Consider the following 23636-nt stretch of genomic DNA (forward strand, 5'->3'; position numbering starts at 1 on the left):
CCTCTATACCTCATGGTCACGCATAAGCGCTTTTGTCATCTGAATGGCTCTCTTATTCTTCTTTACATCATGGACACGCACAAATGCACTGCCTTTTTGAACACCGTATACCGTCGTCACGAGTGTTCCTTCTTCCCGCTGATCGACTGGCAGATCCAGTGTCAGACCAATGACGGATTTTCTGGAAGTTCCAAGAAGGATTGGGTAATTGAGCTTCTGCATGATTTCTAATTTGTCAATAATCTCCAGATTCATCTCGTAAGTCTTTCCGAATCCAACTCCCGGATCCAGAATAATCTTATCATCTGCAATCCCTGCCGCCTTTGCCAGACGTATACACTCCCGCATATCCTCCATAAAATCATCCAGGAAATTGCTATATTCTGTATTGTCACGGTTGTGCATCAGGCAGCAGGCAACGTTATATTTTGCAATGACACCTGCAATCTTCTTGTCGTATTTCAATCCCCAGATGTCATTCACAAGATCTGCTCCTGCCTGAACTGCTGCTTCCGCCACCTTACTTTTATAAGTATCAATGGAAATTGGCACATCAAACTCTTTTTTCAGTTTCTCAATGATAGGAGTCACTCTTGCAATTTCTTCCTCATCCGTGATCATTATATGTCCCGGTCTTGTAGACTCGCCTCCTACATCAATGATGTCTGCGCCGTCCTCGACCATCTGTCTTGCATGCTCCATTGCCTGATCCATGCCATTATATTTTCCACCATCAGAAAAGGAATCCGGTGTTACATTCAAGATTCCCATAACATAAGTTTCATGCTCTACGTCAAATTTCTTTCCGCCAATAATCATATCTTTATCTCCATATTCTTCTCTTCTTCGCTCCAATTACACTGCTCTTTTACCGGACACGCAAAACAATTTCTGGAACGCTTGTCACACTCATAAAAAAGTCTTGCCACCTCCGACATGCCGTTACATTTTCTGCGGTGTCCGCGCACAGCTTCTAATATCCATGCCCGTTCCGTCTCTGAAAATGCATCATTTTCCGAAAGTGTATCTAAAATCTCGCCTGCGATCTTCTCACCTGCAATTTCGTGAGGAATCTTGTCCGTGTACTGCAAAGCTTTTCCAATGTCATGTAAAATTGCTGCTGTGTAAATCAACTCCTTATCAATGCCAAGACCTGCTTCCAGATTCTTAATATACGCAATCCGCGCTACATCCAAAAGGTGTGTAATCTGGTGACAACAAAATTCACGGTCATGCTCAATTTTTTCATTTTCCCGGTAATACTTCTGATAAAGTGGATGATTCCAGACTGCATTGAGGCGCGGCATCTCTATATACTTTTCCATCAGCATCGCTATCTCTCCAACATGCGGAAAAATCGTTCTTCCAGTGCCGGGTCTGTCTCGAAGACTCCACGTCTTGCCAGCGTCACTGTCTGGCTTCCCGGCTTCTTGATTCCGCGCATAGTCATGCACATATGCTCCGCCTCGATCATCACGATTGCGCCTTTTGCCTGCATATGCTCCATCAGCGCATCGGCGATCTGTCCCGTCAACTGCTCCTGAAGCTGCAGTCTTCTTGCAAATACTTCTACTGTTCTTGCAAGCTTGCTCAGTCCTACGACTTTTCCATCCGGGATATATCCGATATGTACTTTTCCGTAAAATGGCAGCAGGTGGTGTTCGCATGTGGAGTAAAATGTAATATCTTTTTCCACAACCATCTCACTGCTGTCTACTGTAAATGTCCTGGACAAATGTGTTGCTGCATCTTCTTCCATGCCGCCGTATATCTCTTCATACATTCTTGCAATCCGGTCCGGAGTGTCAATAAGCCCCTCCCGGTTCACATCTTCACCTATTCCTTCTAATAAAAGCCGAACTGCCTGTTCTACTTTTTCATGATCTATCATTTTTATTCGCTCTTTTCTATTTTTCTATTTTCTTCCACAATCCACTTCACTTCTCCCAGATAAGAAAGTGAACCACATGCGATGATTACCTGATTATTCATTCCTGCACCACATGCTGCTGTCGCTGATTCCACCGCCGACTGAATACTGTCTTTTGCTTCTGCTTCTTCGCAATATTTTCTGGCACAGTCCGCAAGTTTCCCGGCACTTAAGCTTCTGGCTTTGTTCGGAAGTTCTACAGTGTAAACCTTCTTTGCCAGAGGGCACAGGATACTTGTAATCTTTTCATACTCCTTATCCTGAAATACTCCCATAATAAGCTGGATTTCCTTTCCTTTAAAGTATCGCTCAATGGATGTTCTCAGTTTGATTGCAGCATCCTCATTATGCGCTCCGTCTATGATAAAAACCGGATTCTTTCTAAGGCAGGTAAATCTGCCTTCCCACACGGTTTTTGCAAGCCCGTCCCGCACTGCTTCATCCGGGATCTCATATCCAAGTGTTCTTAACTGCTTTATAATCTCAAGCGCTGTGGCAAGATTCTCTCTCTGGCACTGCCCCGCAAGATTCGAATGCATCTTTTCAAACTCTTTATAAGAAAATGTGATTCCATCGTAACTGTCCGTCAGAATTTCCATTTTCTTTGGCTCCGCCTCTACATAAGAGCAGTTCTTCTCTTCTGATTTTTTCTTCAGGACATTTCTCACAACGTCTGTCTGTCTCGCGGATACTACCGCACAACCAGGTTTGATAATGCCCGACTTCGTCCGGGCAATCTCCTCCAGCGTATCTCCAATCACACCAAGATGATCGACGCTGATGGTTGCAAATGCTGCACAGATGGTATTCTTCACAATATTCGTCGCGTCCGTCTCACCGCCAAGTCCGGTCTCAAGTACGACCATGTCGCAATGCATTTTCCGAAAATACAAAAAAGCCATTGCCGTCTCTGCTTCAAATAACGTCGGGAGAGGTTCTCCCTTTGCTTTCAGACTGGCAATCGCTTCCTTTATCTTCTCTACACTCTGTGCAAAATCCAATTCCGAGATCCATGTTCCGTCCATCTGGATTTTCTCCAGATAAGACATAACGGTCGGAGAAACATATCGCCCGGTTCTGTAGCCAGCCTCACTTAATATAGTCGAAGTGTACGCAAGCACAGAGCCCTTGCCATTCGTTCCTGCAATATGTATGAACTTAAGATCGTCCTGTGGATCACCAAGCTCATGCAACAGACCTCGAATCGTATCTAAGCCAAGTACACTTCCGTATTTCGACATCTCGTCCAAATATACCCTTGCTTCTTTGTAGGTCACGTTTTTTGTTCCCTTCTTTTTTATAAAATTTACTATGATATTTACATATCAGGCTTATCATACCACTGTAAGCGCCTGATAACAAGCGAATCTTTTCAAAAAAATATACCATAACTTTTTCCATTTGTAATGGTATATTTCATCACCTCAAGATTCCCGAATATCGAATCAGTGTAAGAATCACCTGCACTGCAAAAATCGCCGGAATCCCGTATCGGAACTCGTTCTTTCTTGTCTTATGGTGGAATACATGCATTCCGATCCATGCTCCCACAGAGCCACCGATACAGGCAAACCCAAGAAGAGTCTTCTCGCTGGTTCGCCACTCGTCATTCTTCGCTTTCCATTTGTCCTGGCCAAATGCCAGGAATGTAATGATATTAATAACACAAAGATAAATGATAAAATTTTTGTTCATGTTTTTTATAAAAAGACGAAATTCCAAAATTTCGTCCCTTTTACCTCTCGTAATTCTTATCTGTTTTTATTATTTTACCACATATTCCGTAATCTTTTCAAACAAGATTTCACCATCTCATTTAAAGTTACCACATACTTCGGATAATGATTTCTGATTGCCATCAAGTTTCCCACTTCTCTGTCTGAATTCTGCGGAATCTGCACACATACTTGAACATATTTTTTATGAAAAAAACTTACTAAATTTCTGATTATCTTTTCATAAGTTGGTAAATGCCGATATATCCCGTATTTTAGGGCTTTATCGGTATTTTCTTTTTGGAAGATACCTTGCATAAGCTGGCATTTACCAGCATGAAAATGCAACCAAAAGTAGTAAATGAGTAGTAAATATAAGCTCCGATATTAGCAAGCCAGTCTTTCCAGTTCCGCTTTTGCAGATTGAAATGTACCGTGTGCGTAATAACCAAGTGTCATGGTTATGTTGGCGTGTCCCATGAGATATTGCAGAGTGTTTGGGTTCATTCCTTTATTTGCCATATTCGTACAGTAAGTATGTCGGAATGAATGTGGTGTGATGTTCGGTAACTTGTCCGTGTGATACTTGTTATACTTCTTAATTAGTCCTCGCACCATGCCCTCATAGTTTCCTGCAACTTTAGGCAAGCCCTCACGGTTTAAGAATAGGAAATTGCTGTAACCACCTACAATCAGCGGTTGTGCCTTTCCTCTGTTCTTTAGTATTCTTTGGATTGCTTGATAAGCCCGTTCTGTCAATGGAAGTTCCCGTTTTCCGTTTTTGGTTTTTGGCGTTTCAATATAGTAGCCGATTTCGCTGTCTTTCAATAACTGGTGGTCTATATTGAGTATTTTGTTCTGCATATCAATATGCGTCGTCAGTCCGCAAAATTCAGAAATACGAAGTCCCGTTTCCAACAGAAGCACAACCTCATCATAATACTTGCTGTAAATCTTATCCTTTTCCATAAAGGCAAGCAGGCGTTCTTCCTGCTCTGGTGTAAGGATAACTTTATGCTCTGTATCATCTTCCAGAACATCACTTAGTTTAAATTCAAATGGGTTCTTTCTGATACAGTCGTCTTGTATCGCCATGTAAAATGACGCTTTCAAGGAACGCTTATAGTTATCAATTGTTTTATAGGCATATCCTTTTTCACTCATTCTGATAGCCCATTCTTTAGCGTCCGACTGCTTAACAGTATCAATCGCCCTCATACCCAATGGGTCATTTTTCAGAGCGTTCATAAGATACTGTCGTCCCTTTTCGGTAGCCCTCTTGATGTTCTTTCTTTGGCTGTTCTTTTTCTCGTAAAGCTGGCAGACTGTCATTTTACCGCCGACTGTGTCGATACTGTCGTTAAGGTCTTTTTTTATCTGTGCTTCTTTTTCCCTCAATGAAATATCATCACGCTTTCCAGCAGGTGTCTTGTCTGTCGGTACAAGTTTCCAAGAATAGATAAATTGTGGCTTTCCGTATATATCGGTATATTTATAAACGTATCTTCCGTCTTTTCGCTGGCTCTCTCCATTACGCAAATTGCGATTTTTACTGTCTTTTCGTTTTACATTAGACATAGTGTAAAGCTCCTTTCCGTCATGGAATGAGCCGTGATACGCTATACTTTATTATACCATATCTACGGCTCAATGACATTAGATTTCGTCCAATGTATCTATGATTTTTTCAAATTGTTTTCGCTTAATCTGAATACGATTACCGTTCACGATAACCCAGCCAGCGTCAATATTTTCTTCGGCTAATTTACGCAATTTTTTTTCGCCAATGCGGAAGTATTTAGACGCTTCTTCAATCGTCAGCGTATATTTTTCCCAGATAGGCACATCAGTATTGTTCATAATCTATGCACCCCCTTTACTGTGTGTTGTTTTTTACAAGCAGACAGACGGCTTTGGAAAGCTCCATTAGTATCTCAACTATTCCCATTCTTGTGGGCAGAACCGCACCATGCGGACGTATCATTATTCTGTGAGGATAGGTCATGGCAAAACGACTTTTCCAACAGTCGCTCTCGGATCACTGCGTGGGTCGCTCGCTTTCTTTTGGAAAGGTCGTGGCGTACAGTCCCCGTGGCTCGCTATCTCACAAACGTATCCGTCTGCTTTATTCAGTTGTCAAAGAGCTGTGGCGAAAGCGTGTTGCTTTCATGTAAAAGCAGGGCAGAGCAGGAAAGAGGGGGACATTAAACCATGCTCTGCTAAAAACTGCTTATTCTTCTTCGATTTCTAAGGCAATATCAAACCCTAAAATCATTTTGATAAGTGCTTCTCGGATAAGTCCCTTTAACTCCATATCTACAACAATATAGACATTGCCGTATTCATCATAGAGTGGACGCAAACAGCACTTTGATATGTACGGGTCATAAAATGCCAGTATTTTTTCAATCGCTTTTTCGTCCCCGTCCATTGCTTGCGAAAGCAAATAGTAGGACGGCTTCTTAAATGTTTGCTTCATTTTACTGCTTCTCCTTTAGTATTTTTTTCATAGTTTCCAAAGCATGATGTCGGTTTCTAAATACACCGCTTTGCGTAATCTTTTGTAAGTTGGCAATTTCACTTTCTGTCATTTCCAAGAAGTAATACATTAACAGAGTATTTCTCTTTCTTTCTGGAAGTTTTTTCAAGGCTTCTGCCAGCTCATCATCAAGGACACGAATATCAATGCCACATACTGAAAAGATTGTATAATCTGTTTCGTAGTCATCCCACACAGCAAAATTTTCAACGAAAATTTCTGGAAGTTCACAGAATGGAATTTCTTTATCTTTTCGTCGTTTCAATCCTTGTTGGTAGTCCTTTACAATATGACGGACAACTTTCTTCAAACAACTTTCAAAGCGACATTGAACTGTTTTCTGGAAGTCAGACGGTTTCATCAATCTCACCCCCTTTCCACTATGATTTGAAAAGTGTTTATCCCTCTTTCCGCACCATATAGGGAATGAAAGGTGTGATTTAATGACCTCTTTTGAAAAATTTTTAAATTTTTTTCGGGTATGAAAAAAGCCCGCACAAAACATATAGTCTGTACGAGCCTTTGCCCCGACTGTCTTTTGTGGCTGTGTTCCTTGTCGGTTTTCTGTTTGAAATCGTGCTACCTACCACCGCACCAGCAACACCGCCAGCAGTAACCGCACCAGCAAGCCGTCTTTCCATACGCCTAGCTCTATGTCGCATAAACAGATATGGTCTGCGGAATATCCTGCGTCCCATGTTTTGACTGTCGCCAGCGTTCAAAGAGAACATACTCATTAAATCGCCCAGCTTCATATAAATACCAGCGAAACATACTATCTGCAAGAACGCTACCATAAAGAACGGATAGTCCGTGGAGATGTTATAAAACATACTGGAAATGCTGAACGCCACCGTTACAATGAGCGTTATTCCTGCCCGTGTCATTATGGTATTAAACACCCTTACGATTGCCTGCTTCGCCATGCTTTCATAGCTCGGTATCATGGAAAGTAAAAAGCTGATAGGTAAAAACATTGCAAAGATAATAAAAAGTATCTGGCTAAATAACATCATGCCCGTAAGCAAGAATACAAATATCGTTATCCCTAAATTGAAGAACAGTAGGAAGAACACCATGCCTAAACGGTTCACGACCTGCGGTATCGTCAGATTGTTGTTGTCGTTATCTTCGATTTCTGTTTTCACGACTTCCTCTCTGGTCTTTCCGTCCTCGTCCTCTGGACTTACTGATACCAGAGCTTCCACACGGTCTGCCCCGATTTCTTCTGCGTTGCTGTTCCCGAATTGTAAGAGTAACCACGGCTGTTCCACTTGAATAGAAAATAAGCTGTCCCGTATCAAGTCCACGCTGTCCTTGCCCTCGCTGTCAGAGTTGGGGAGCATGATTTTTGTTCCCAAGTCCAAAGAAGCGGTACTGATGTCTGATGAAAATTCATTTATCTTCTTGATATAGTCGGGAGCGTAGGCAATAAAAGAAGCGGACAGCACGAACACCACCACAAAGTTGATAACAGCGTGAAGTGCCTTGCTGGTTTCCCGTTTTATCAGTCCTGTATAGGCAACATAAAGTCCCACCACTAAGATAATGAGAAGCAGGAAACCGACATAAAAGCCAGAGCTGGAAAAACCGTTCTGTGTTACGCCTGCAAGGGTCTGTATGCTTTTTCCGATACTGTCTGCCATATCATTGATGAAGTCCAGCTTATAGGCTTCCTGCACCACATAGCCCGTAGCATTGCTTAAATAAAGGCTTATCGTCCAGACAAAATTGGTAATGCAGTAAAGCCCGTACTGCACCGATTTTCCAATCCCGTCCAGCCAGTTCCACGGCAACCACGACCAGCTATTATCCACATAAAAATCAAGCTGGTAATTCGACAGCGGATATTTAGAGTAAAGATTTTCTGCGTTTATGGTATCGTCCACAAGCCCCGTCGCATGAGCCACCGTCCCCAGAAGTGAAAGCAGGATAAGGGAGAGTGCCACCACGAACAGAGCCATTTTGAGAAAGTGAAGTATCTTCCTTTTTGTGAACGCACCTTTTATCCTTTCTTTCATCACTCCACCTCATTTCTCTGTACGGGCGGTCTGGTATCAAAGGCGTGTAGCAGTTCTTCAAAAACTGGGTGTATCTGTACCACACCGACACGCCCGTATAAGTCCTGCAATAAGCATTGTCCGTTCTCCAAATCACGAAGCCGTTTCTGGTTGTTTTCATCGTCCTTATCGATACCGAAAAATTCTAAGGTCTGTTTTATCTCGTTGATGTCAGTAGAACGGAAAGCGAATTTTAAGCCGATATTGTTTTTCAGACTTTCCTTTGCCACGTCCCCAGAAGATTGTGTAACGAAATAAACGCCTGCCTGCATAGCTCGTCCAGCACGAACCAGCTTGTTAGAGAGCGTTTCTCCTTGTGCCACATTTAAGAACGCCCACGCTTCGTCCAAATCGACAATCTTAAAAATACTTCTGTCCGAATGGATAAAATCAAGGGCAAAGGTACTAATCACAATCAGCATAGACACCGACAATAATTCAATAGTCGTGTATTCCTCAAAGGTCGTGTCCTTATCTGGCAGTACAAGGTCGTCTACTTGAATGATATTGAGCTGGTTATCAAGGCTGATTGCATTTTCCACCGTACCGTCTGAAAACAGCAGATGTGCAAAGTCGTAGTCCGTGAAGCTGTCGATATGGTCTGCGATATTTCTTGATATGGGCGTATCTTCACGGCGTAGCTCGTCTATCACATGGAGCAAGCCCCGACTGTCGCTCTGGGTAACGGAACGAACCGCTTTACGAAGTACGGGGAATTTTTCGCCGTCCCTAGAGGAAATACCCGTAAGGAATGTTAAGATGTCGATTGCCAGACTTTCAGCGTCCTTTACATTCTTCATAATCACGAATGGGTCAAGAAGTCCTGCATTGTCCTTGTCGCTGGTAAGATTTACGATATTGATTTCATGGGCTATCTCTGGGAGCGTTTCTTTCCAGTTGCCACGCTCGGCTTTGGGGTCTAAAATGACTGCTTGACCGCCAAACAACACCGAATAATACACCAGAAGATTGTTGCAGAACGACTTCCCACCGCCAAGCGAACCGACAAAAGCAGACGCTAAAGCGTTGGTAACTGTACCTTTTACGCCCTGCGAAGCTAAAGACGGTTGCAGGTACACATTTCTTCCCGTATCAACGGAATAGCCCATATAGATACCCGTGTTTTCTCCTAACTGCTGGGTAGCTCCAAAGCCCAGCCCTGCTAAAAAATCTGATTTTACATACTGCACATAATCATTGATATATCGCTTGTTGGCAGGAAGAAATTCAGAATGAAGCCCCAGCATATCCCCAGCAGGACGCACCAGCTTTACATTGAGGTCGTCGTAAAAGTCCTTGACTTCATCACAACGGCGTTTCAGCTCGTCAAGATCGGGTGCAGACACCCGTATCACGTAGCTTAACTTATACATACTTTCTTTGCTCTGGTCTAAGTCTGTTTCCAGCTCGTCCACGCTGTCTAAAGCGTCCACCACATTTGAGCTGGTTTCACTTCCAGCTTGATAGGCGTGATTGTCAAGGTCTTTCAATTCCTTTTTCTTGTTGCGGACTGTGGTTAATGCTTTTCGATTTTCCACGATTTCTACATTCATAGAAGTATCAACGGGGAATGTGAATTGCTGTTGCTGGAAATAGAAGATTTCAGACGACGGAAAGTCAAGCTCGCCGACAATCGCATTGACGGTAAAGTAGGACACATAGCTTTCCTTGTCCTCATGTTCCAATCGTAAATACCTTTGGCTTTCCTCAATCACACATCTTGTCGGACGGATAAGGTCGTAGTATTTTATCTGCGTTTCTCTCCTCAATTTCTTCTTTGGTAACTGATACTCATAATCTTCATAAGCGATACCGTCCCTGCCGTAAAGATGTTCCATGAGATACCCAAAATCATGGATTTCCAAGCGACGCACCTTAAAGCGACGGGAGATTTTATTTTCCAGTAACTTTTCCATTTTCATGTAACGATTGATTTCATCATTCGGCATGGAAACAAAATCATTCATCAGCGTGTGGTTCACTTCATGGAGAAATTCTGTGAACGTCAGCCACACCGATTTTTTGATGTTCTTCAGATTGAGCTGTTCTTCCGTAACCATGAGCTTAAAGCCAAGAAAAAAGCGGTAGTCCACTTGATTGTCCCCAATCATAGATACTAACGCTTCGGTCTGTTCGTCTATCTTCTGATAGGCAACTTCCTTTAATTTTCCCGTTACCAGCTTCTTTGACTGCTCCTGCATACTTCGGATTGAGCTTTCTGTGGCAATCTGCAACGCATGAATTTTACCCTCACGGGACTGTGCGATAAGCTGGCGAAAGCTGTCATGCACGATAAATTTCTGCTCTGCGGATAGAAAAGAATAGTTGTACGGTATCAGCTCATAATAGGCAAACACTTCATTGTCCTTGTTCCAGACAAGGTTATTGTCAATATATTTTATCGGGAACATAGTTCACACTCCTTACTGCCGTGATTGTTTCATTCAAGGTCTGCTTATGCAGTTTTACGGCTTTTCCTGCATAAGTGATTTTTGGTCGCAGGGCATAGGTTATCTGTGATTTCAAAAAGCTGTACGGCTTCTTTCCGTCAAAGGTTTTCTGCGACATGAACCAAGTGAGAGCAACGGGAATACCAAAGTATTTGAGAAATGCTCCCTCAATCATGGAAAGTGGGGGAATATCCCCAAACAGAATGATGATAAATTCCGTAATCACAAACCATGTAATCTGTGTAAAAGTAACGGGAAAGGGTAAGTTAAAGTCATTGATTGCATATAAGACTTTTTCCACGTTCCAGATACCCGTGTAGCTTTTAATCTTTTTCAAGTTCTTTCAGCTCCTTTCAAAATAGAAAAGGACAGCCATTTTCAGACTGTCCCTTAAAAGAGAAATACGCTGTCAGTAGCAACCATGCTTGTCGCTGATCTTCCAGCGTTAATATGGTATCTCGCACATACCTCGGCTTGTTTCAATAAAGCAACCGCCCATATCCAAATCTCGCCCGTAGGCTTCATAGTCAATGTAATTCTGTAAGCTGGGTGGAATGTCCCCAAGTGCCTGCAATTCGTCTATGTAGTAGTAGGCAACATCTGTCATGGTTTCACAGTCGGGATAATAGTAAATATCGTCCTTATGTTCCACGACTTCTTCCAGCGTCCCATAGTGGCTGATAAATTCGTCCAGACACTCTACAATATAGTCGGGAAGTTCCTCTATCATTTCATACATCTCATTGAGTTCTTCAATGGAAACATACTCGCCAATCGCAATGGGAAAGTTGTCGGTATCATGGATAGCGTATTCCTCATACTGTTCATTCAAGCCGATTTTTTCTTTCACATCTTCCTCGTCAATAGGAAACGTGAACCAAGCACCGACTAAATAGCCCTCATTGTATTTGCCAAGATTAGCAATATAAACCGCCATATCATCAATCATAAGCACCACCTCATTTCCTACTCTGGCAGTTCAAAGATACCGTGTTCTGTTACTAAAAATTTCCCGTGTTCCTGCAAGTGAGAAGCATAGGCTTCAAAGTCAAAGTAATATTCTTGACAGTCCTCGGATAAATGCTTAAATGTCGGGTCGTTCATCAGCTTTTGCCTTGCAACATCTATCATGCTTTTGCAGTCAGGATAAACCGTAATCACGTTCCTGCAAATATAAAGTGCTTCTAAATTCTCAAACACCGTAAGTAGTGATACATATTCTTCCTGCATATCGCTTGAAAGCTGGCGGTACATAAAATCTAATTCGTTGAGCTGGTACACGCTTGTATGTTCGTGGACTTCATCAGCATAAGGCAACACCTTTTCGATAATACGGTAATCCCCACTTTCTGCACCGATACCTAACTTTTCTTCAAACTCGGCAACATCTATCGGCAGTTCAAACCAGTATGATGTTGTTTCTTTGCCAGTTGTTCCTCTCGTTTCCACCAGCACCCTTGTTTCCTGCATTGTTCCTCACGTCCTTTCTGTTGTTTCATCACATCTTTTAAGCTCTGGTACGACATACCAAACACATACTTTGAAAAATCTTCTAACTGTTTTTCTTCATAATCGGCAGGGTTCAACCGTTTCATTTCCTGCCACACCTTACGCTTGTAAGAGGGCAGGTCGGAAATGTATTCACAGCCGACTTTTGCCTGCATATCCTTAAAAATATCGTTCATGTAATCACTCCAATCTGAAATTTTAGGTAAGAAAAAAGCAGTCAATCCTAAGACCAACTGCTTTGCATATAAATATAAATTTGTAAACTAAAATTTTCGGAAGTTTTTTTGTATTTTGTGTAGCCATAGTCCAGCAATACCAGCTATAATTGCCAAGAAAAAAACTGCGGTAGGAATAGAATGATTTTTTACTATAATCGCAATTACCCCAGATACTAAAATACCAATCCCTACGAATAAAACAGGTTTTCCTAATTCTTTTGCATATCCTTTTTTGTTATCAGTAGTATCAAATACTTTACCATGAACAAAAGAGTAATTTCCCTTTAATAAAGAAATACTCACGAATATAAGGATAGCAGAAACAAACCACATCATTATACTAAATCCTAACATAAAATATCACTTCCTAAAGTTGTATTTTTATATCCATATTATATCACCCCATTAACAACATCACAATAAAAATTTATGCACCGATAATCTTGTTGAATAGCTCTAACAGTACATCTTTCACACCGCCGGCGTTAAATACCAAACCGACAGCAATCAAGGCAACTACCAAGAAGCCGATAAGTTTGGAAAACTCACGCTTGAACCCTAAGTAGATACCGATAACCACAATCGCCATAAGCACCAAGCTCTGTGCGTTTGATAAAAACCATTGATACAAATTGTTTCCGAAATTCATGTTATTTGTCCTCTCTTTCTTCTAATTGTTTCATTTCACAGTCAGCTTCTTTGCCGACAGTCAAAATACACATCAAGACTATGCCGATACCCATTCCCAGAGATACCAGCAGGAAGTCTTTTAATAATATCCACATTTTTTATCACTCCTAACTTTCCACCAAATCTTTTGCAGGGGTCGTCTGCTGTTTGATTATCATTTCATGTTTTTCTGTGAGCTTTGCCTGCTGTTCGATTGTTTCCATGTAGTCTGTACCGTTTCCCTTATCAATTCTTTTCAGCATTTTCAAGGTCGGTGCTACCTGCCTTTGTACCCAACGCAATGTACGGTCTAAGGTGTAAGGCTCTGGCTTTGTCGTCAGCTTCAAGCTCTGTCTGTTATCGCCGATAAACCAAGCCCAGCGGTCATTGAGTTTCCAGTCATTTTTCCGCTTGTCTGGTTCTTCATCAACAAACCGCACATACTGGTTGATGATAGAAAAGGCGGTCCGCTCTGCGTCATAATAGGTCAGCAAATCCCGTACTGCATAATAGGCACGTTCATTGCGAAGCCGTATCTCAAAACGGTTGATAATATCAGCTTCTTCCAGCGGTGTCCCCAGCTTGACGTACTGCTCATAGTCCTTTTCATAGATACAGAAATACACATCTGATTTCAGCGAACCAAGATAAAGGGTGCGTCCCATATATTCTCTGTCGTCCTCTCTGTGCTTGATAAGCTCGCCCGACTGGTAAAACTTATAACTTCTGGACTTTCCGATATATTCCCGTTTCCTGCATTTTTCCGCAAGCTCTGGAATATCCAAAATGCCCGTATGGTCGTTGATAGCAAGGTCGATACGCTTCATCACGCCACCATCTACGAGTGCGTCCATGAGAAAGTCATACCAGCTTCTTTGCTGTGCCAGCAGGTAACTTTCAAACTGTCGGCAACCACGCCCTTTTAACTCTAAAAGGACACCTTTTTCTTCGTCAGCCGACGTATAGATAAAGATGTCCCCAAGAGAATAATGCTCCGTATAGCTGTAATGTCCGTAATCTTCATGGAGCATATAGTTGATATTCAGTTTTAATATATCTTTGATGATGTGCTGTATATCCAGCGTAGGAAAACGAATTTTCACATAATCAAACAGCATGGTAAGCGGTGCTTCTGGATTGAACCTTGCCAGTTCTTTATGCAGAGTTTCCAGAAGCTCCTTTGACGGCTTCATTTTTCCGCTTTCTATCTTGTTGAGATATTCCCTTGTGATACCAGAAGCCACCGCCAGCCTGCCTTGTGAGATACCGTAAGCAATCCGTTTCTCCCGTAATTCTTTTATCCATTGTTCTTCATTCAGAACCATACCCCCAATCTGTAAAGTGTGAAGTTTTTTAAGGCAACTTCACAGCCGATTTTTGCTAGGAAATCATGCCAGAAGCCTTATGTTTCCTATGTTTTTTGTCTATTGTCTATTTGCAAACGTACCCCTCTGTTAGATACCGAGGGGTTTTACCTGCTGGCGTGGCTTACGCCACACCAGCAACGGCTAGTCCGTGCCGTCGCCTTTCGCTTCGCACGTCGCCGTCCCGTCCTGCCTTGCTTGTGCAAGAGAGCCGATAGTCTGCAAAAAATCATGTCCTTTCGGGACTAAAGGCGTGTAAAATTCGCTTATCACGCTTGTTCCCACATCACAGTAGCCACGCCCCTTGATACGCTTCTGGAAAAACTGCTTTTTCACATCTGAACCGAACAGCATACCGTAACCTAGTTCGCTGATACGCCCCAATCCCACACGAAAATTGAAGTTATCTCTGATACCGTCCGAGAAATATTTTGCGTCTGGACGCTGGCAGGCAACGATAAGGAAATGACCTGCTTGTCGCCCTAACATAACGATTTTCTTTAACTGGCTAAGTAAGCTCACGCTTTCTTTCGTCCCCAGCATTTCAAAAAATGCCACATATTCATCAAAGATAAGAAAGCAGGGTGGAAGTCCCAGATAGGCGTAGTTTTCGCCCGTCTTATAGTCTGGGTGTCGCTTCATTTCCTCACTTCGCTGTATCATGCCCTCATAAAAAGCATTGACGCAATCAATCATTTCTTCTTTGGTGTGATACACATTTCCCATAACTGTCCCCAAGTCCGCAAGGTCAGCGTTCTTCGGGTCTAAGATGTAAAGGACAGCGTTGGTATGTAGTAAGGCTTCAATGAGCGTCAGCAGAAAATAGGTTTTACCGCCACCAGTTCCACCAGCAATCAGAGCGTGAGGGAGTGCGTCATATTCCCAGACAAGATTTTTCATCAGTCTAAGACAGCCGTTTTCTGCCCGTACTTCATCAATGGTAATGCGGTTCGCTATCATATCATAAAGCAGGGTATATTCGATATAGCCGTCATGCAGGGTCTTGTCGGTTAGCTCACAATACAAGCCACTTTCCAATTTATCCTCTAACCGTAAAAGCTGGTCTTGATATTTCCCCAGTGTAATTTCACAGCGGATATGAAGCAAGCCTTTTTCCATTTGATAGTAAATCTTTGGAAACCAGACGATTTTTTCCCTTGATCTGCTTTGCAGGTCAGTAAAAAAACCGCTGTCTTGTACGGTATCGGCTTCATACCACTTATTTTCCAGTATCATTCTTGCCAGCTTTTGACGGTGCAGGAGCTTCTTGAAACTGTCGTAACAGAAGCGGTAATATAGAAAAGCGACCAATGCACAAACACCAGTCGCTATCAGTATGGTTATCAAGTTGTAAGAGGAAAGCGTCAAGCCATTTTCTAACAAGCTGAAATGCTCCCAATCGGTACGCATGAGCTGTTTGATATTGAGTAGCAAGAGAACCGCCACGAATACAAGCAGAAGCGTTCCTATACAATAATGGTAAACAAGGTGTTTGTCGCTGGCTCTGATACGATGTCCTTTATTCCAAATCTTACGCATAAATCAATCACTCCTTTCTGGGTATGAAAAAAGCAGTCAATCCTAAGACTAACTGCTTTGTATGTATGGATATAAAGTTGCAAAACTAAAATTCACTTTTTTTAATACACTTAGTTCTTTTCTTTTGGCTCTGGAATAATAATCTCTTTTCCCTCTTTTTCCATCCGTTTTATAAAGTTATCAAAATGGTCTGTCATACCATCAACAAAAAATGCTTTTTTCTTTCTTCCATTGACATACACATTCATACCACCGCGTTTCATTTTACAATAGGATATGTCTGATATTTTCCAATGTCTTCTAAAAATAAACATTTTAATAACCGTGATATTATCTTCTTCAACTTTTATCTCCCACACTCCTTTTAACGGAGCAATCATACCAAAAAAAGTAACTCCAAACCAAATAATAGAAAATGGGATAATGATCATCAAATATCTTTTAGAACAAAAATTTTCAGGTTCACTCCAAAATCCCCAAATAAAGACAACAAGTACAAACAAAGCACCTATTGCACATATAAATGATACATCAGTTATTGTTCTTATAGTGAATTTTTTTATAGATTGAGTTCGTTTGTGATTTCTGCTTTGTATTATATCCAAAACGAGTAAAACAATATATGCCGTTATAATACCACCTATATATTTCATACCGTATTACCTCCAAAACTACTAATTTGTCGCTTTCACCATACCCATATTATAACAGTTCCATATATCCTCTACAATGAAAATCTAGTTAGCAATCCTATTTTTTCGGCTGTCCCTGCGGAGCGTAGTGCTTGTCGCTGGCTCTAATACGGTGTCCTTTATTCCAAATCTTTTGCATAAATCAATCACTCCTTTCTGGGTACGAAAAAAGCAGTCAATCCTAAAACTAACTGCTTTGATTGATATACAAGAATTTACATTTTATTTTACAAAGAATATTCCATACGTAACAATCATTGCAAAAAAGATAAGAATTACTACACCAATAACAAGACAAACTCTAATAAAATTTTTTGCTTCATTCATATCGCTGTATATTGAAGATAGTTTTTCGTTATTCAAGTTTTTTTCTCTTACCTCTTGTACATCAATATCTCTTACTAATTCGTCTAATGTTAATCCAAAATAATCGCTTAACAATACTAAGCGTTGAAAATCTGGATAAGATTGACATGACTCCCATTTTGAAATTGTTTGTCTGGAAACTTTTAACTCATTTCCTAATTCTTCTTGAGAAAGTCCCTTTGATTTTCTAAGGTTTATCAGCTTTTCATTAAAATTCATATATTGCCTCCTAATAGTATTCTTTATTTGCGACCGCAAGAATAGTATTACAAAAATAAGAGTTTTCTTCAACCAATCTTTGTTGGCAATTTGTCAACCTGCTTTGACATTATAAAAATATACATAGATTATAACTTTTCTTTACACTTTATTCAAAGTAAAAAGCTGATTGTATCATTCTATTTCTTCGTCTGTCCCTGCGGTGTATGGTTCTGTGGATTGCCTGCGTTCTGGTTACCTTTATTCTTCAACACAATATCCTCTGCCTTTACATACCAGTCCACATCTGCACCCGTATAGGTCTTTCTTGATACCGTATCGGCTACTGGATTGACAAGTTCCACAACTGCATTGTACGGAAAGTCCTTTAACGGTACTTCTGGCGGTACAGATACGGGGATAATTCCACCATGCAGACTGCACTTCAAATCATAGATACGCTTTTTAAGCTGGGTACTCGGTGTCCCGTCCTCATTCTGTAAGAAAACATCACGCACCGCTGTAAATTTTAATTCTCCAAATGTTTTCTCTTTGTCAATAACAAAACCGTTTGATAATCTCATAAATTCTTCACTCCTTTACTTTTCTTCAACTGCTACAATATCATCAGCAACTAACACATAATCGGTATGTCCCATATCCCCGATAGCGTAACCTCTGCCGTATAACTTCGGATTGACAAGTTTTACTTTCTGCTCATACTTGAAATGCTTTTCGCCTGCCTGCACGGGAATTTCCACTACAACATTTTCGCCTTTCTGTACGTCAGAATAAAGGTTATAGCTTCGTCTGGCTAAGACCCTGCGGTTATTTTTATCTCTTTCAAAGACTGGCTCACTTTCGCCTGCAAATTCAAAAGTTCCAAAAGACTGTGCCATATCTGGCACGACATATTTCATTTCCATAATGTTTTACCTCATTTCTTTCTATTTTGATAAGTTAATTGATTGTGATTTCTTATTCTGGCGGTTCGGGAAGTACCAGCAATCCCACAGATAGTAAAGGGTAAAATCAATGCTTTCGCACCCTTGACTATCCGTGTTCTTGCAGATTGTTGGTAGACAAGCCAGAATAAGCGGAAGTCTGCCGTTTGACCACTTCGGCGGAGAGCGTGATTTTTCTTTCATCATATCGTTACCGCCTTATGATTTCTTCATTTTACGGCGTTTGTAGAAGAAGATACCTGCCAGTCCAGCACCAGAAGTCAAAAGAAGTGCAAGCAGTCCGTAAAGGTTTGTGTTATCGCCCGTTTTGGGACTGTCGCTAGGTCTGCTAGGCTTTTCTGGTGTCGGTGGTGTTTCGGGTTTTTCTGGTTCTTCTGGCTTTTCCTTAAAAGTAATCGTCTGTCCCTTATCCTCAATATCCTTATGCTCGGTAACTTTCTTCGGCTCGTTTGGATTGCTGAAATCGTATAATTCTTCAAAAGTTACAAGCTGTTTGCCGTCAAGAGAAGTAGCGTCAAACATAAAAGCAACTTCCACTTTCATAGCTTCGCTGTCAGCGGTAAACGTATAATCACTTTCCACACGCTTTCCGTTGATAAGAAGTTCTGCATTTTCTTCTTTCAACATCTGCCAGCCCACAAGTTTGTACTGTGTACCGACTTCTAAGCCCTCTAAGGTTACGGTATCAATGATTGTTACCTCTTTTCCAGCTTCAAGCTCTTTGTTGCCGTCCTTATCGGTAGCAGTTGTATGTATCTTGATGATACGCTCTGTAATCAATACAGTCTGTCCGTCGTCCTCAATGTCCTTGTGTTCCGCAACTTTCACGGGTTCGTCTGGATTGCTCAAATCATACAATTCTTCAAAGGTAACAAGGTTCTTGCCACCTAAAGCAGACGCATTGAATGTATAGGAAATTTCCACTTTCATTTCTTCATCATCAGCAACAAAGGTATAATCATTTTCTACACGTTTCCCATCAATGATAAGCTCGGCATTTTCTTCTTTTAACATCTGCCAGCCTTTGAGCTGGTATTTTGTGCCTTTTGTAAGTCCGTCCAATTTTATAGTATCAACGATTGTTACTTCTTTTCCTGCAAGGATAGTCTTTTCGCCGTCCTTGCTGGTTGCTGTGGTATGGATAGAGATTTCTTTTTCGTATTCATCAGTCAGCGTTCCTAAATCAATCACAAGATTATTTCTTGATACCACAATTTCAAAAGGTGGGATAAGTTCAAAGCCTTTGTTACTATCACAACGCATTTCTTCAATGATATAAGTATCATAAGGTAATGCACCCTTGCTATCGTCTGGTTCAGAAGTTCCAAACCACACACCGTCCTCGCTGGTCTTTCCTGCGTTGGTATTGTGCTTGTGAGAAGCCCATTCAGAAGAAGTGGAGAACTGCCCGTTATCATCAGTTACCACAATATGACTTTCGCCCGTTGTCTTGCTTGTGATCCTAAAGGGAACATCAGCAAGACGTTTGTGTGTGCCTGCTCCGATTTTCACGCCCTCAATATCCCCACGCTTAATCTGATTGTAGATAGAGTGGGCTTCGTCGGTTAAGTCCACGATTTTCCCGTTTTCTGTGATTGCAAAATCAATCGGTTTTGCACCGTCTGTCAAATATCCGTTTGGAGCTTCACTCTCAACGATACGGAAATTTCCATAAGGTAAAAGGTCGGCAGAAGTAGAAGCGATACCCTCAATATCGGTACGAATTGTCTTTACCACTTCATTTTTCTTGTATAGCTTGCCCTCAACCAAAACAGAATTGTCATTTAAGGAAATGATGTCAAAAGCAGTATCTTTCAAAGTGGCACTTCCTTGTGGCTTCGTATCGCCCGTTTCTAAATCTCGTTTCTGAATTTCCACACCGCCACGGATAACCTTGTCTGATACGGAAAACTGGTTACTTCCAGATAGTACGGCAAGGTCGCCGTCCTCGGTAATCTGTGTAAGGTATAAGCCTTTTATCTGTTCGGACTTATCGCCAGCCTGCATATATGCACCCTCTAATAAGTAGCCGTTTGGAGCTTTTGTTTCTTCTATGGTTAGCGTCCCAAGTGGAAGAACCGCCTTGCCGTCCTGCATATAGAAACTGTCGCCAGATACCTTGTATGCGTCCGCTAATTTTGTGATGTAGTGGGTTGTTCCGTCGCTGTCTGTTTCAGCGATTGTCTTTGTAACCCATGTACGAGTAGCTTCGGCAGGGAGATTGTCTTTGTTATAGAAGCCAGCATAATACTTCCATGTAAATTCCGCACCTGCTAAAGAAGCGTTTCCCTGCGGATTGTCTTTCTGTGTTTCCATATCAATCTTGAAAAGCTCAATCAAAGTGTCTGTTACTTTGGGTGTATCTGATACTTTCAAGGTCGCTGTTTCGCCAGCTTTGATTGTTAATGGATAGATTGTTTTATCCACTTTATATCCTGCTGGTGCGGATAGTTCCTTGATATAAACTGTGCCAGCCTTTACCTCTGCAACATCTGTATTTCCGTTTTCATCAGTCGTAAGGGTGGCAAGCTGTTTCGTGCAGTCCTTATCAGAAAAGACACCATAGGTCGCACCTGCAATAGAGTAATTCCCGTTACCGTCTGTAATGCTGGTATTACTGGAAGTCTTTTGCAGTTTCGCATTTCCGACATTCAGCTTCGCCCAGAATTGTCCCAATTCCTGCCCCTCGCCAGAGTAGATATAACCGCCACATTCATAGCGTCCTTTATTTTCTTTGACAAAGGCTCTTGCACCAGCGAAAACTTCGTCCTGCGTTGCCTTTGGAATTTCATCATAAGAAGCTCGCACGTTATCACATTGCCAGCCAAGATGTACGCTCAATCTCTGCCAGACTACACATTGTTCCAACAGATAGACTTGTTTGTAGTTCAGTTCCTTGTGAGCTTCGCTATACTGTTTGACATACTCTAAGGATAACGCCACATCTGAAATCTGGTCGGCACTCATGCGTGAGCTTGCGTCAGCTCTGGTCTTGTAGCCATTCTTAAAATCTGTGTTAATGTCAATACAATAGGCAGTTTCGCCCTCAACTTTCATCATGCCCTCATTAAATGTAGAACCGATAGAACCGTCATTCATTACTTTTTCAATGATACCGACACGCTCTGCACTTTCCGTCCAGTATTGCTTGCTTTCTGCATGAACGGGTGTAGTCGGTAAAGCAGTAACGACAGTTGCAAGAGCTAAGAAGCCCGTACACAATCGTTTCAATGTCTTTTTCATAAATCTAATGCTCCTTTCATTTTGGGTAATAAAAAAGCCGTCCAATAAGAACGGCTGAAAATAGAAAAGGAACGTCATTTTAGGCGTTCCATAATCTATGAGTTATTCAATTTTTTCTTGTTTCAATACTGATATGCTGTACCATATCTTTGCATATCTAGGAAAACTTGCGTATCAAGGCTCATTCGTTAGTAGTAAATAAGTAGTAAATTGATGTGTTTGTTTCCTTGAAAATGCTGATAGATACTGTGTTTTAGCGGATAATCAGATTTTTATTGTGTTTTTCTGTTTATACAAAAATTAATTTAATACATATATGGTTATAAAAATCCCCCTCCCAGATGTATGACACCTGAGAGGAGGATAAACTATTAGGGATATCTGTACCGATACGCTCTTTTGTTATTTATTTTTTCTTCTCACTACCAGCACTCCTGACATTGCTGCAATCACTGCCAGAACCAGATACAATGCAATAGGACTGCTATCTCCCGTCTCCGGAACTTTATCCTTCGCATCTGAAGCCGAAGTCTTCGGTTTTGTGTCTGACTTCGGATCTGTCTTTGGATCTGTTGCTTTATAGTGGTTTATAAATGTCGCTTTATCACCACTTACTTTTGCTGACAACACACCACTTCCATCATCTGTCACACTAACCGTAAGCTTGTACACGTTTTCATCATATGTAACACCGGTCTGTTTATCATTTACTTCTGAAATTGTGTATTCATAAGTACCTTCTGAATCAAATGCCAGATTTTCAAAACGGATTGCTCCATCTTCCTTATTTTTAACCTCCGCAACTGCTTTTCCATCTTTATCCTTAATCTGGAATGTAAACTGCCCCTCTTTCAGAGTTCCTCCTTCCAGTTTCTTGACAGCTTCAATTGTTACATTTGCCGGTTCTGCCTTATAACTATTCTGGAAAGTAATTGCATTTTCTTCTGCCGGAATCATCTGGTCATCTTCACCGATTCCTGCCAGCACCTGATGTTCTGCCTTAAGCGTTCCATCACCATTATCTGTAATCTTGGTATGAATCATGTAGGTCTGATCATCGTAAGTAATTCCGGATTCTCCCTGCTTCACTTCACGCACTGTGTAAAGATGATTTCCCGGTTTCGTGTATGTAATCTTATCAAATGTGACAGTTCCGTCTGCATCATTGGTTCCTGTTGCAATTACACTGCTTCCTTCCAGTAGTTCAAACTGGAACTCTCCGTCTCTTAATTCTCTTCCTGTCAGGCTCTTATTAATTTTAATCTGGTCTGTGATACTGGTTGCTAATTCATTGACATTATAAGTATTGGTAAAACTGAACAATGGGCCGTCTGACGGATTTCTTGTCACGGTCAGAGTTCCTTCTCCGTCATCATGCAATGTCAATTTGAAGGTCTTGCCTGTTGATGCACCAGTATCATTTGTCACGCCGGAAACACTTCCTGATTCTGTAACCTTATATTCAAATTCCTTTGTTCGCGTTCCATTCTCGTCCGGTGCCACACCTTCCAACTGACTAAGTGCAAATGGAATCTGTCCGAAGTTGACATTACCTGCCGCATCATTTACGGCTGTCGTATTTTCCGGCATCGGAGCTCCTTCCGTCAGAGCCTCCAGTGTAAATGTGAACTTTCTTGCAATACTGTCCGGTGTCAGTCCTTCTTCATATGACAGAGTTTTACTTCCTGTAATCGCCACCGGAACCTCGGAAGCACCGTACCGGTTCACAAACTCAAACTTATTCTTGTCTTCCGGATAATTGGTCGCTGCTGTCAGCGTACCATTACCATTGTCTGTTACTGTCACCGTAAAATCATAAGAGTTCGTTACAGCGCTTACTCCATTTGGAAGAGTTCCTTCTGCTGTCTCCTCATAAATTCTATAATTGAGTGTATACACTGTGTTGCCATTCTGATCTGTTGATTTTACAGCATAGCCATCACTTACCGCTTTACTAAGTACAATTGCAGTATTTCCGGCTGCGGTATTGGAAGTTTTATACTTCAATGAATCAAAAGAAATATTTCCATTTTCCTGGTTTTGTTTTTCCTGGATTACTGTTCCATTGCTTCCATTCGCCAGACGTGTTGCCAGCTTAAACTGGAACTCCCCTGCTTTCATCGGCCGGCCATTCAGAATCTTGTTTGCCTTAATTTCTGCACTTGTTCCGCCTTCTGCT

25 protein-coding genes and 1 pseudogene are annotated in these 23636 nt (G+C 41.5%); all 26 read right to left on the reverse strand.

Annotated elements, in window-relative coordinates:
• Positions 1-3 precede the first annotated feature (3 nt).
• Complete coding sequence (folP, locus tag LI164_RS11395; protein ID WP_117605824.1) at positions 4-819, reverse strand: dihydropteroate synthase; 816 nt, start codon at positions 817-819, stop codon at positions 4-6.
• A complete protein-coding gene (locus LI164_RS11400; protein WP_117605823.1) occupies positions 816-1331 on the reverse strand; it encodes an HD domain-containing protein in 516 nt (171 codons plus the stop codon). Before LI164_RS11400 ends, folP begins: the two co-directional genes overlap by 4 nt.
• Positions 1332-1333: 2 nt before the next feature.
• The gene (gene folE, locus LI164_RS11405) at positions 1334-1891 is read right to left on the reverse strand and encodes a GTP cyclohydrolase I FolE (RefSeq protein WP_005339985.1); all 558 of its coding nucleotides are present in this window, start codon (positions 1889-1891) and stop codon (positions 1334-1336) included.
• Positions 1892-1893: 2 nt separating this feature from the next.
• Positions 1894-3207 (reverse strand): folylpolyglutamate synthase/dihydrofolate synthase family protein, encoded by a 1314-nt coding sequence (locus LI164_RS11410; protein WP_215683883.1) that lies wholly within the window; start codon positions 3205-3207, stop codon positions 1894-1896.
• Positions 3208-3349: 142 nt separating this feature from the next.
• Positions 3350-3652: a DUF1294 domain-containing protein gene (locus tag LI164_RS11415; RefSeq protein ID WP_005339981.1), complete on the reverse strand. Its 303-nt coding sequence runs from the start codon at positions 3650-3652 to the stop codon at positions 3350-3352.
• A 380-nt stretch (positions 3653-4032) separates the two neighbouring features.
• Positions 4033-5223 (reverse strand): site-specific integrase, encoded by a 1191-nt coding sequence (locus LI164_RS11420; protein ID WP_055261597.1) that lies wholly within the window; start codon positions 5221-5223, stop codon positions 4033-4035.
• Positions 5224-5301: 78 nt separating this feature from the next.
• On the reverse strand, positions 5302-5505 hold the full coding sequence (locus tag LI164_RS11425; RefSeq protein WP_004613735.1) for an excisionase: 204 nt from the start codon (positions 5503-5505) through the stop codon (positions 5302-5304).
• Positions 5506-5875: 370 nt separating this feature from the next.
• Positions 5876-6124 carry a helix-turn-helix domain-containing protein gene (locus LI164_RS11430; protein ID WP_004613734.1) on the reverse strand — a complete coding sequence of 83 codons (249 nt, stop codon included), beginning with the start codon at positions 6122-6124 and terminating at the stop codon, positions 5876-5878.
• A gap of 1 nt (position 6125) precedes the next feature.
• On the reverse strand, positions 6126-6545 hold the full coding sequence (locus LI164_RS11435) for an RNA polymerase sigma factor (protein ID WP_044998991.1): 420 nt from the start codon (positions 6543-6545) through the stop codon (positions 6126-6128).
• 163 nt (positions 6546-6708) lie between these two features.
• Positions 6709-8205, reverse strand: a pseudogene (locus LI164_RS11440) (CD3337/EF1877 family mobilome membrane protein); the annotation flags it as partial.
• Positions 8205-10655 carry an ATP-binding protein gene (locus LI164_RS11445; protein WP_055261585.1) on the reverse strand — a complete coding sequence of 817 codons (2451 nt, stop codon included), beginning with the start codon at positions 10653-10655 and terminating at the stop codon, positions 8205-8207. The gene LI164_RS11445 and the pseudogene LI164_RS11440, both read right to left, overlap by 1 nt.
• Positions 10633-11031, reverse strand: coding sequence for a conjugal transfer protein (locus tag LI164_RS11450; protein WP_004843362.1), 399 nt, complete (start codon positions 11029-11031; stop codon positions 10633-10635). Before LI164_RS11450 ends, LI164_RS11445 begins: the two co-directional genes overlap by 23 nt.
• Positions 11032-11139: 108 nt before the next feature.
• A complete protein-coding gene (locus LI164_RS11455) occupies positions 11140-11643 on the reverse strand; it encodes an antirestriction protein ArdA (RefSeq protein WP_002323345.1) in 504 nt (167 codons plus the stop codon).
• 17 nt (positions 11644-11660) lie between these two features.
• Positions 11661-12164 (reverse strand): antirestriction protein ArdA, encoded by a 504-nt coding sequence (locus LI164_RS11460; RefSeq protein ID WP_227087173.1) that lies wholly within the window; start codon positions 12162-12164, stop codon positions 11661-11663.
• The gene (locus tag LI164_RS11465; RefSeq protein ID WP_227087174.1) at positions 12083-12379 is read right to left on the reverse strand and encodes a conjugal transfer protein; all 297 of its coding nucleotides are present in this window, start codon (positions 12377-12379) and stop codon (positions 12083-12085) included. The genes LI164_RS11460 and LI164_RS11465 overlap by 82 nt, the downstream gene beginning before the upstream one ends.
• A gap of 87 nt (positions 12380-12466) precedes the next feature.
• Complete coding sequence (locus LI164_RS11470) at positions 12467-12775, reverse strand: hypothetical protein (protein WP_004843356.1); 309 nt, start codon at positions 12773-12775, stop codon at positions 12467-12469.
• 73 nt (positions 12776-12848) lie between these two features.
• A complete protein-coding gene (locus LI164_RS11475; RefSeq protein WP_004843355.1) occupies positions 12849-13070 on the reverse strand; it encodes a hypothetical protein in 222 nt (73 codons plus the stop codon).
• Position 13071: 1 nt separating this feature from the next.
• Entirely contained in the window at positions 13072-13206 is a 135-nt protein-coding gene (locus LI164_RS11480; protein WP_004843354.1) for a DUF3789 domain-containing protein, read from the reverse strand.
• Between the two features lie 12 nt (positions 13207-13218).
• The gene (gene mobT / locus LI164_RS11485; protein ID WP_227087175.1) at positions 13219-14415 is read right to left on the reverse strand and encodes a MobT family relaxase; all 1197 of its coding nucleotides are present in this window, start codon (positions 14413-14415) and stop codon (positions 13219-13221) included.
• Positions 14416-14598: 183 nt separating this feature from the next.
• Entirely contained in the window at positions 14599-15993 is a 1395-nt protein-coding gene (locus LI164_RS11490) for an FtsK/SpoIIIE domain-containing protein (RefSeq protein WP_055261581.1), read from the reverse strand.
• A 110-nt stretch (positions 15994-16103) separates the two neighbouring features.
• Positions 16104-16646: a DUF6560 family protein gene (locus LI164_RS11495; protein WP_055261579.1), complete on the reverse strand. Its 543-nt coding sequence runs from the start codon at positions 16644-16646 to the stop codon at positions 16104-16106.
• 261 nt (positions 16647-16907) lie between these two features.
• Positions 16908-17270: a helix-turn-helix domain-containing protein gene (locus LI164_RS11500; protein ID WP_055261577.1), complete on the reverse strand. Its 363-nt coding sequence runs from the start codon at positions 17268-17270 to the stop codon at positions 16908-16910.
• A gap of 179 nt (positions 17271-17449) precedes the next feature.
• Entirely contained in the window at positions 17450-17833 is a 384-nt protein-coding gene (locus LI164_RS11505; RefSeq protein ID WP_055261575.1) for a YdcP family protein, read from the reverse strand.
• Positions 17834-17848: 15 nt separating this feature from the next.
• The gene (locus LI164_RS11510) at positions 17849-18175 is read right to left on the reverse strand and encodes a YdcP family protein (protein WP_055261573.1); all 327 of its coding nucleotides are present in this window, start codon (positions 18173-18175) and stop codon (positions 17849-17851) included.
• A 237-nt stretch (positions 18176-18412) separates the two neighbouring features.
• The gene (locus LI164_RS11515; RefSeq protein WP_055261571.1) at positions 18413-21457 is read right to left on the reverse strand and encodes an SrtB-anchored collagen-binding adhesin; all 3045 of its coding nucleotides are present in this window, start codon (positions 21455-21457) and stop codon (positions 18413-18415) included.
• A gap of 402 nt (positions 21458-21859) precedes the next feature.
• Complete coding sequence (locus tag LI164_RS16170; protein ID WP_227087176.1) at positions 21860-23611, reverse strand: FctA domain-containing protein; 1752 nt, start codon at positions 23609-23611, stop codon at positions 21860-21862.
• Positions 23612-23636: the final 25 nt, after the last annotated feature.

The sequence above is a fragment of the Dorea sp. 210702-DFI.3.125 genome (assembly GCF_020560945.1).
Classification (GTDB): Bacteria; Bacillota; Clostridia; order Lachnospirales; family Lachnospiraceae; genus Dorea; species Dorea formicigenerans.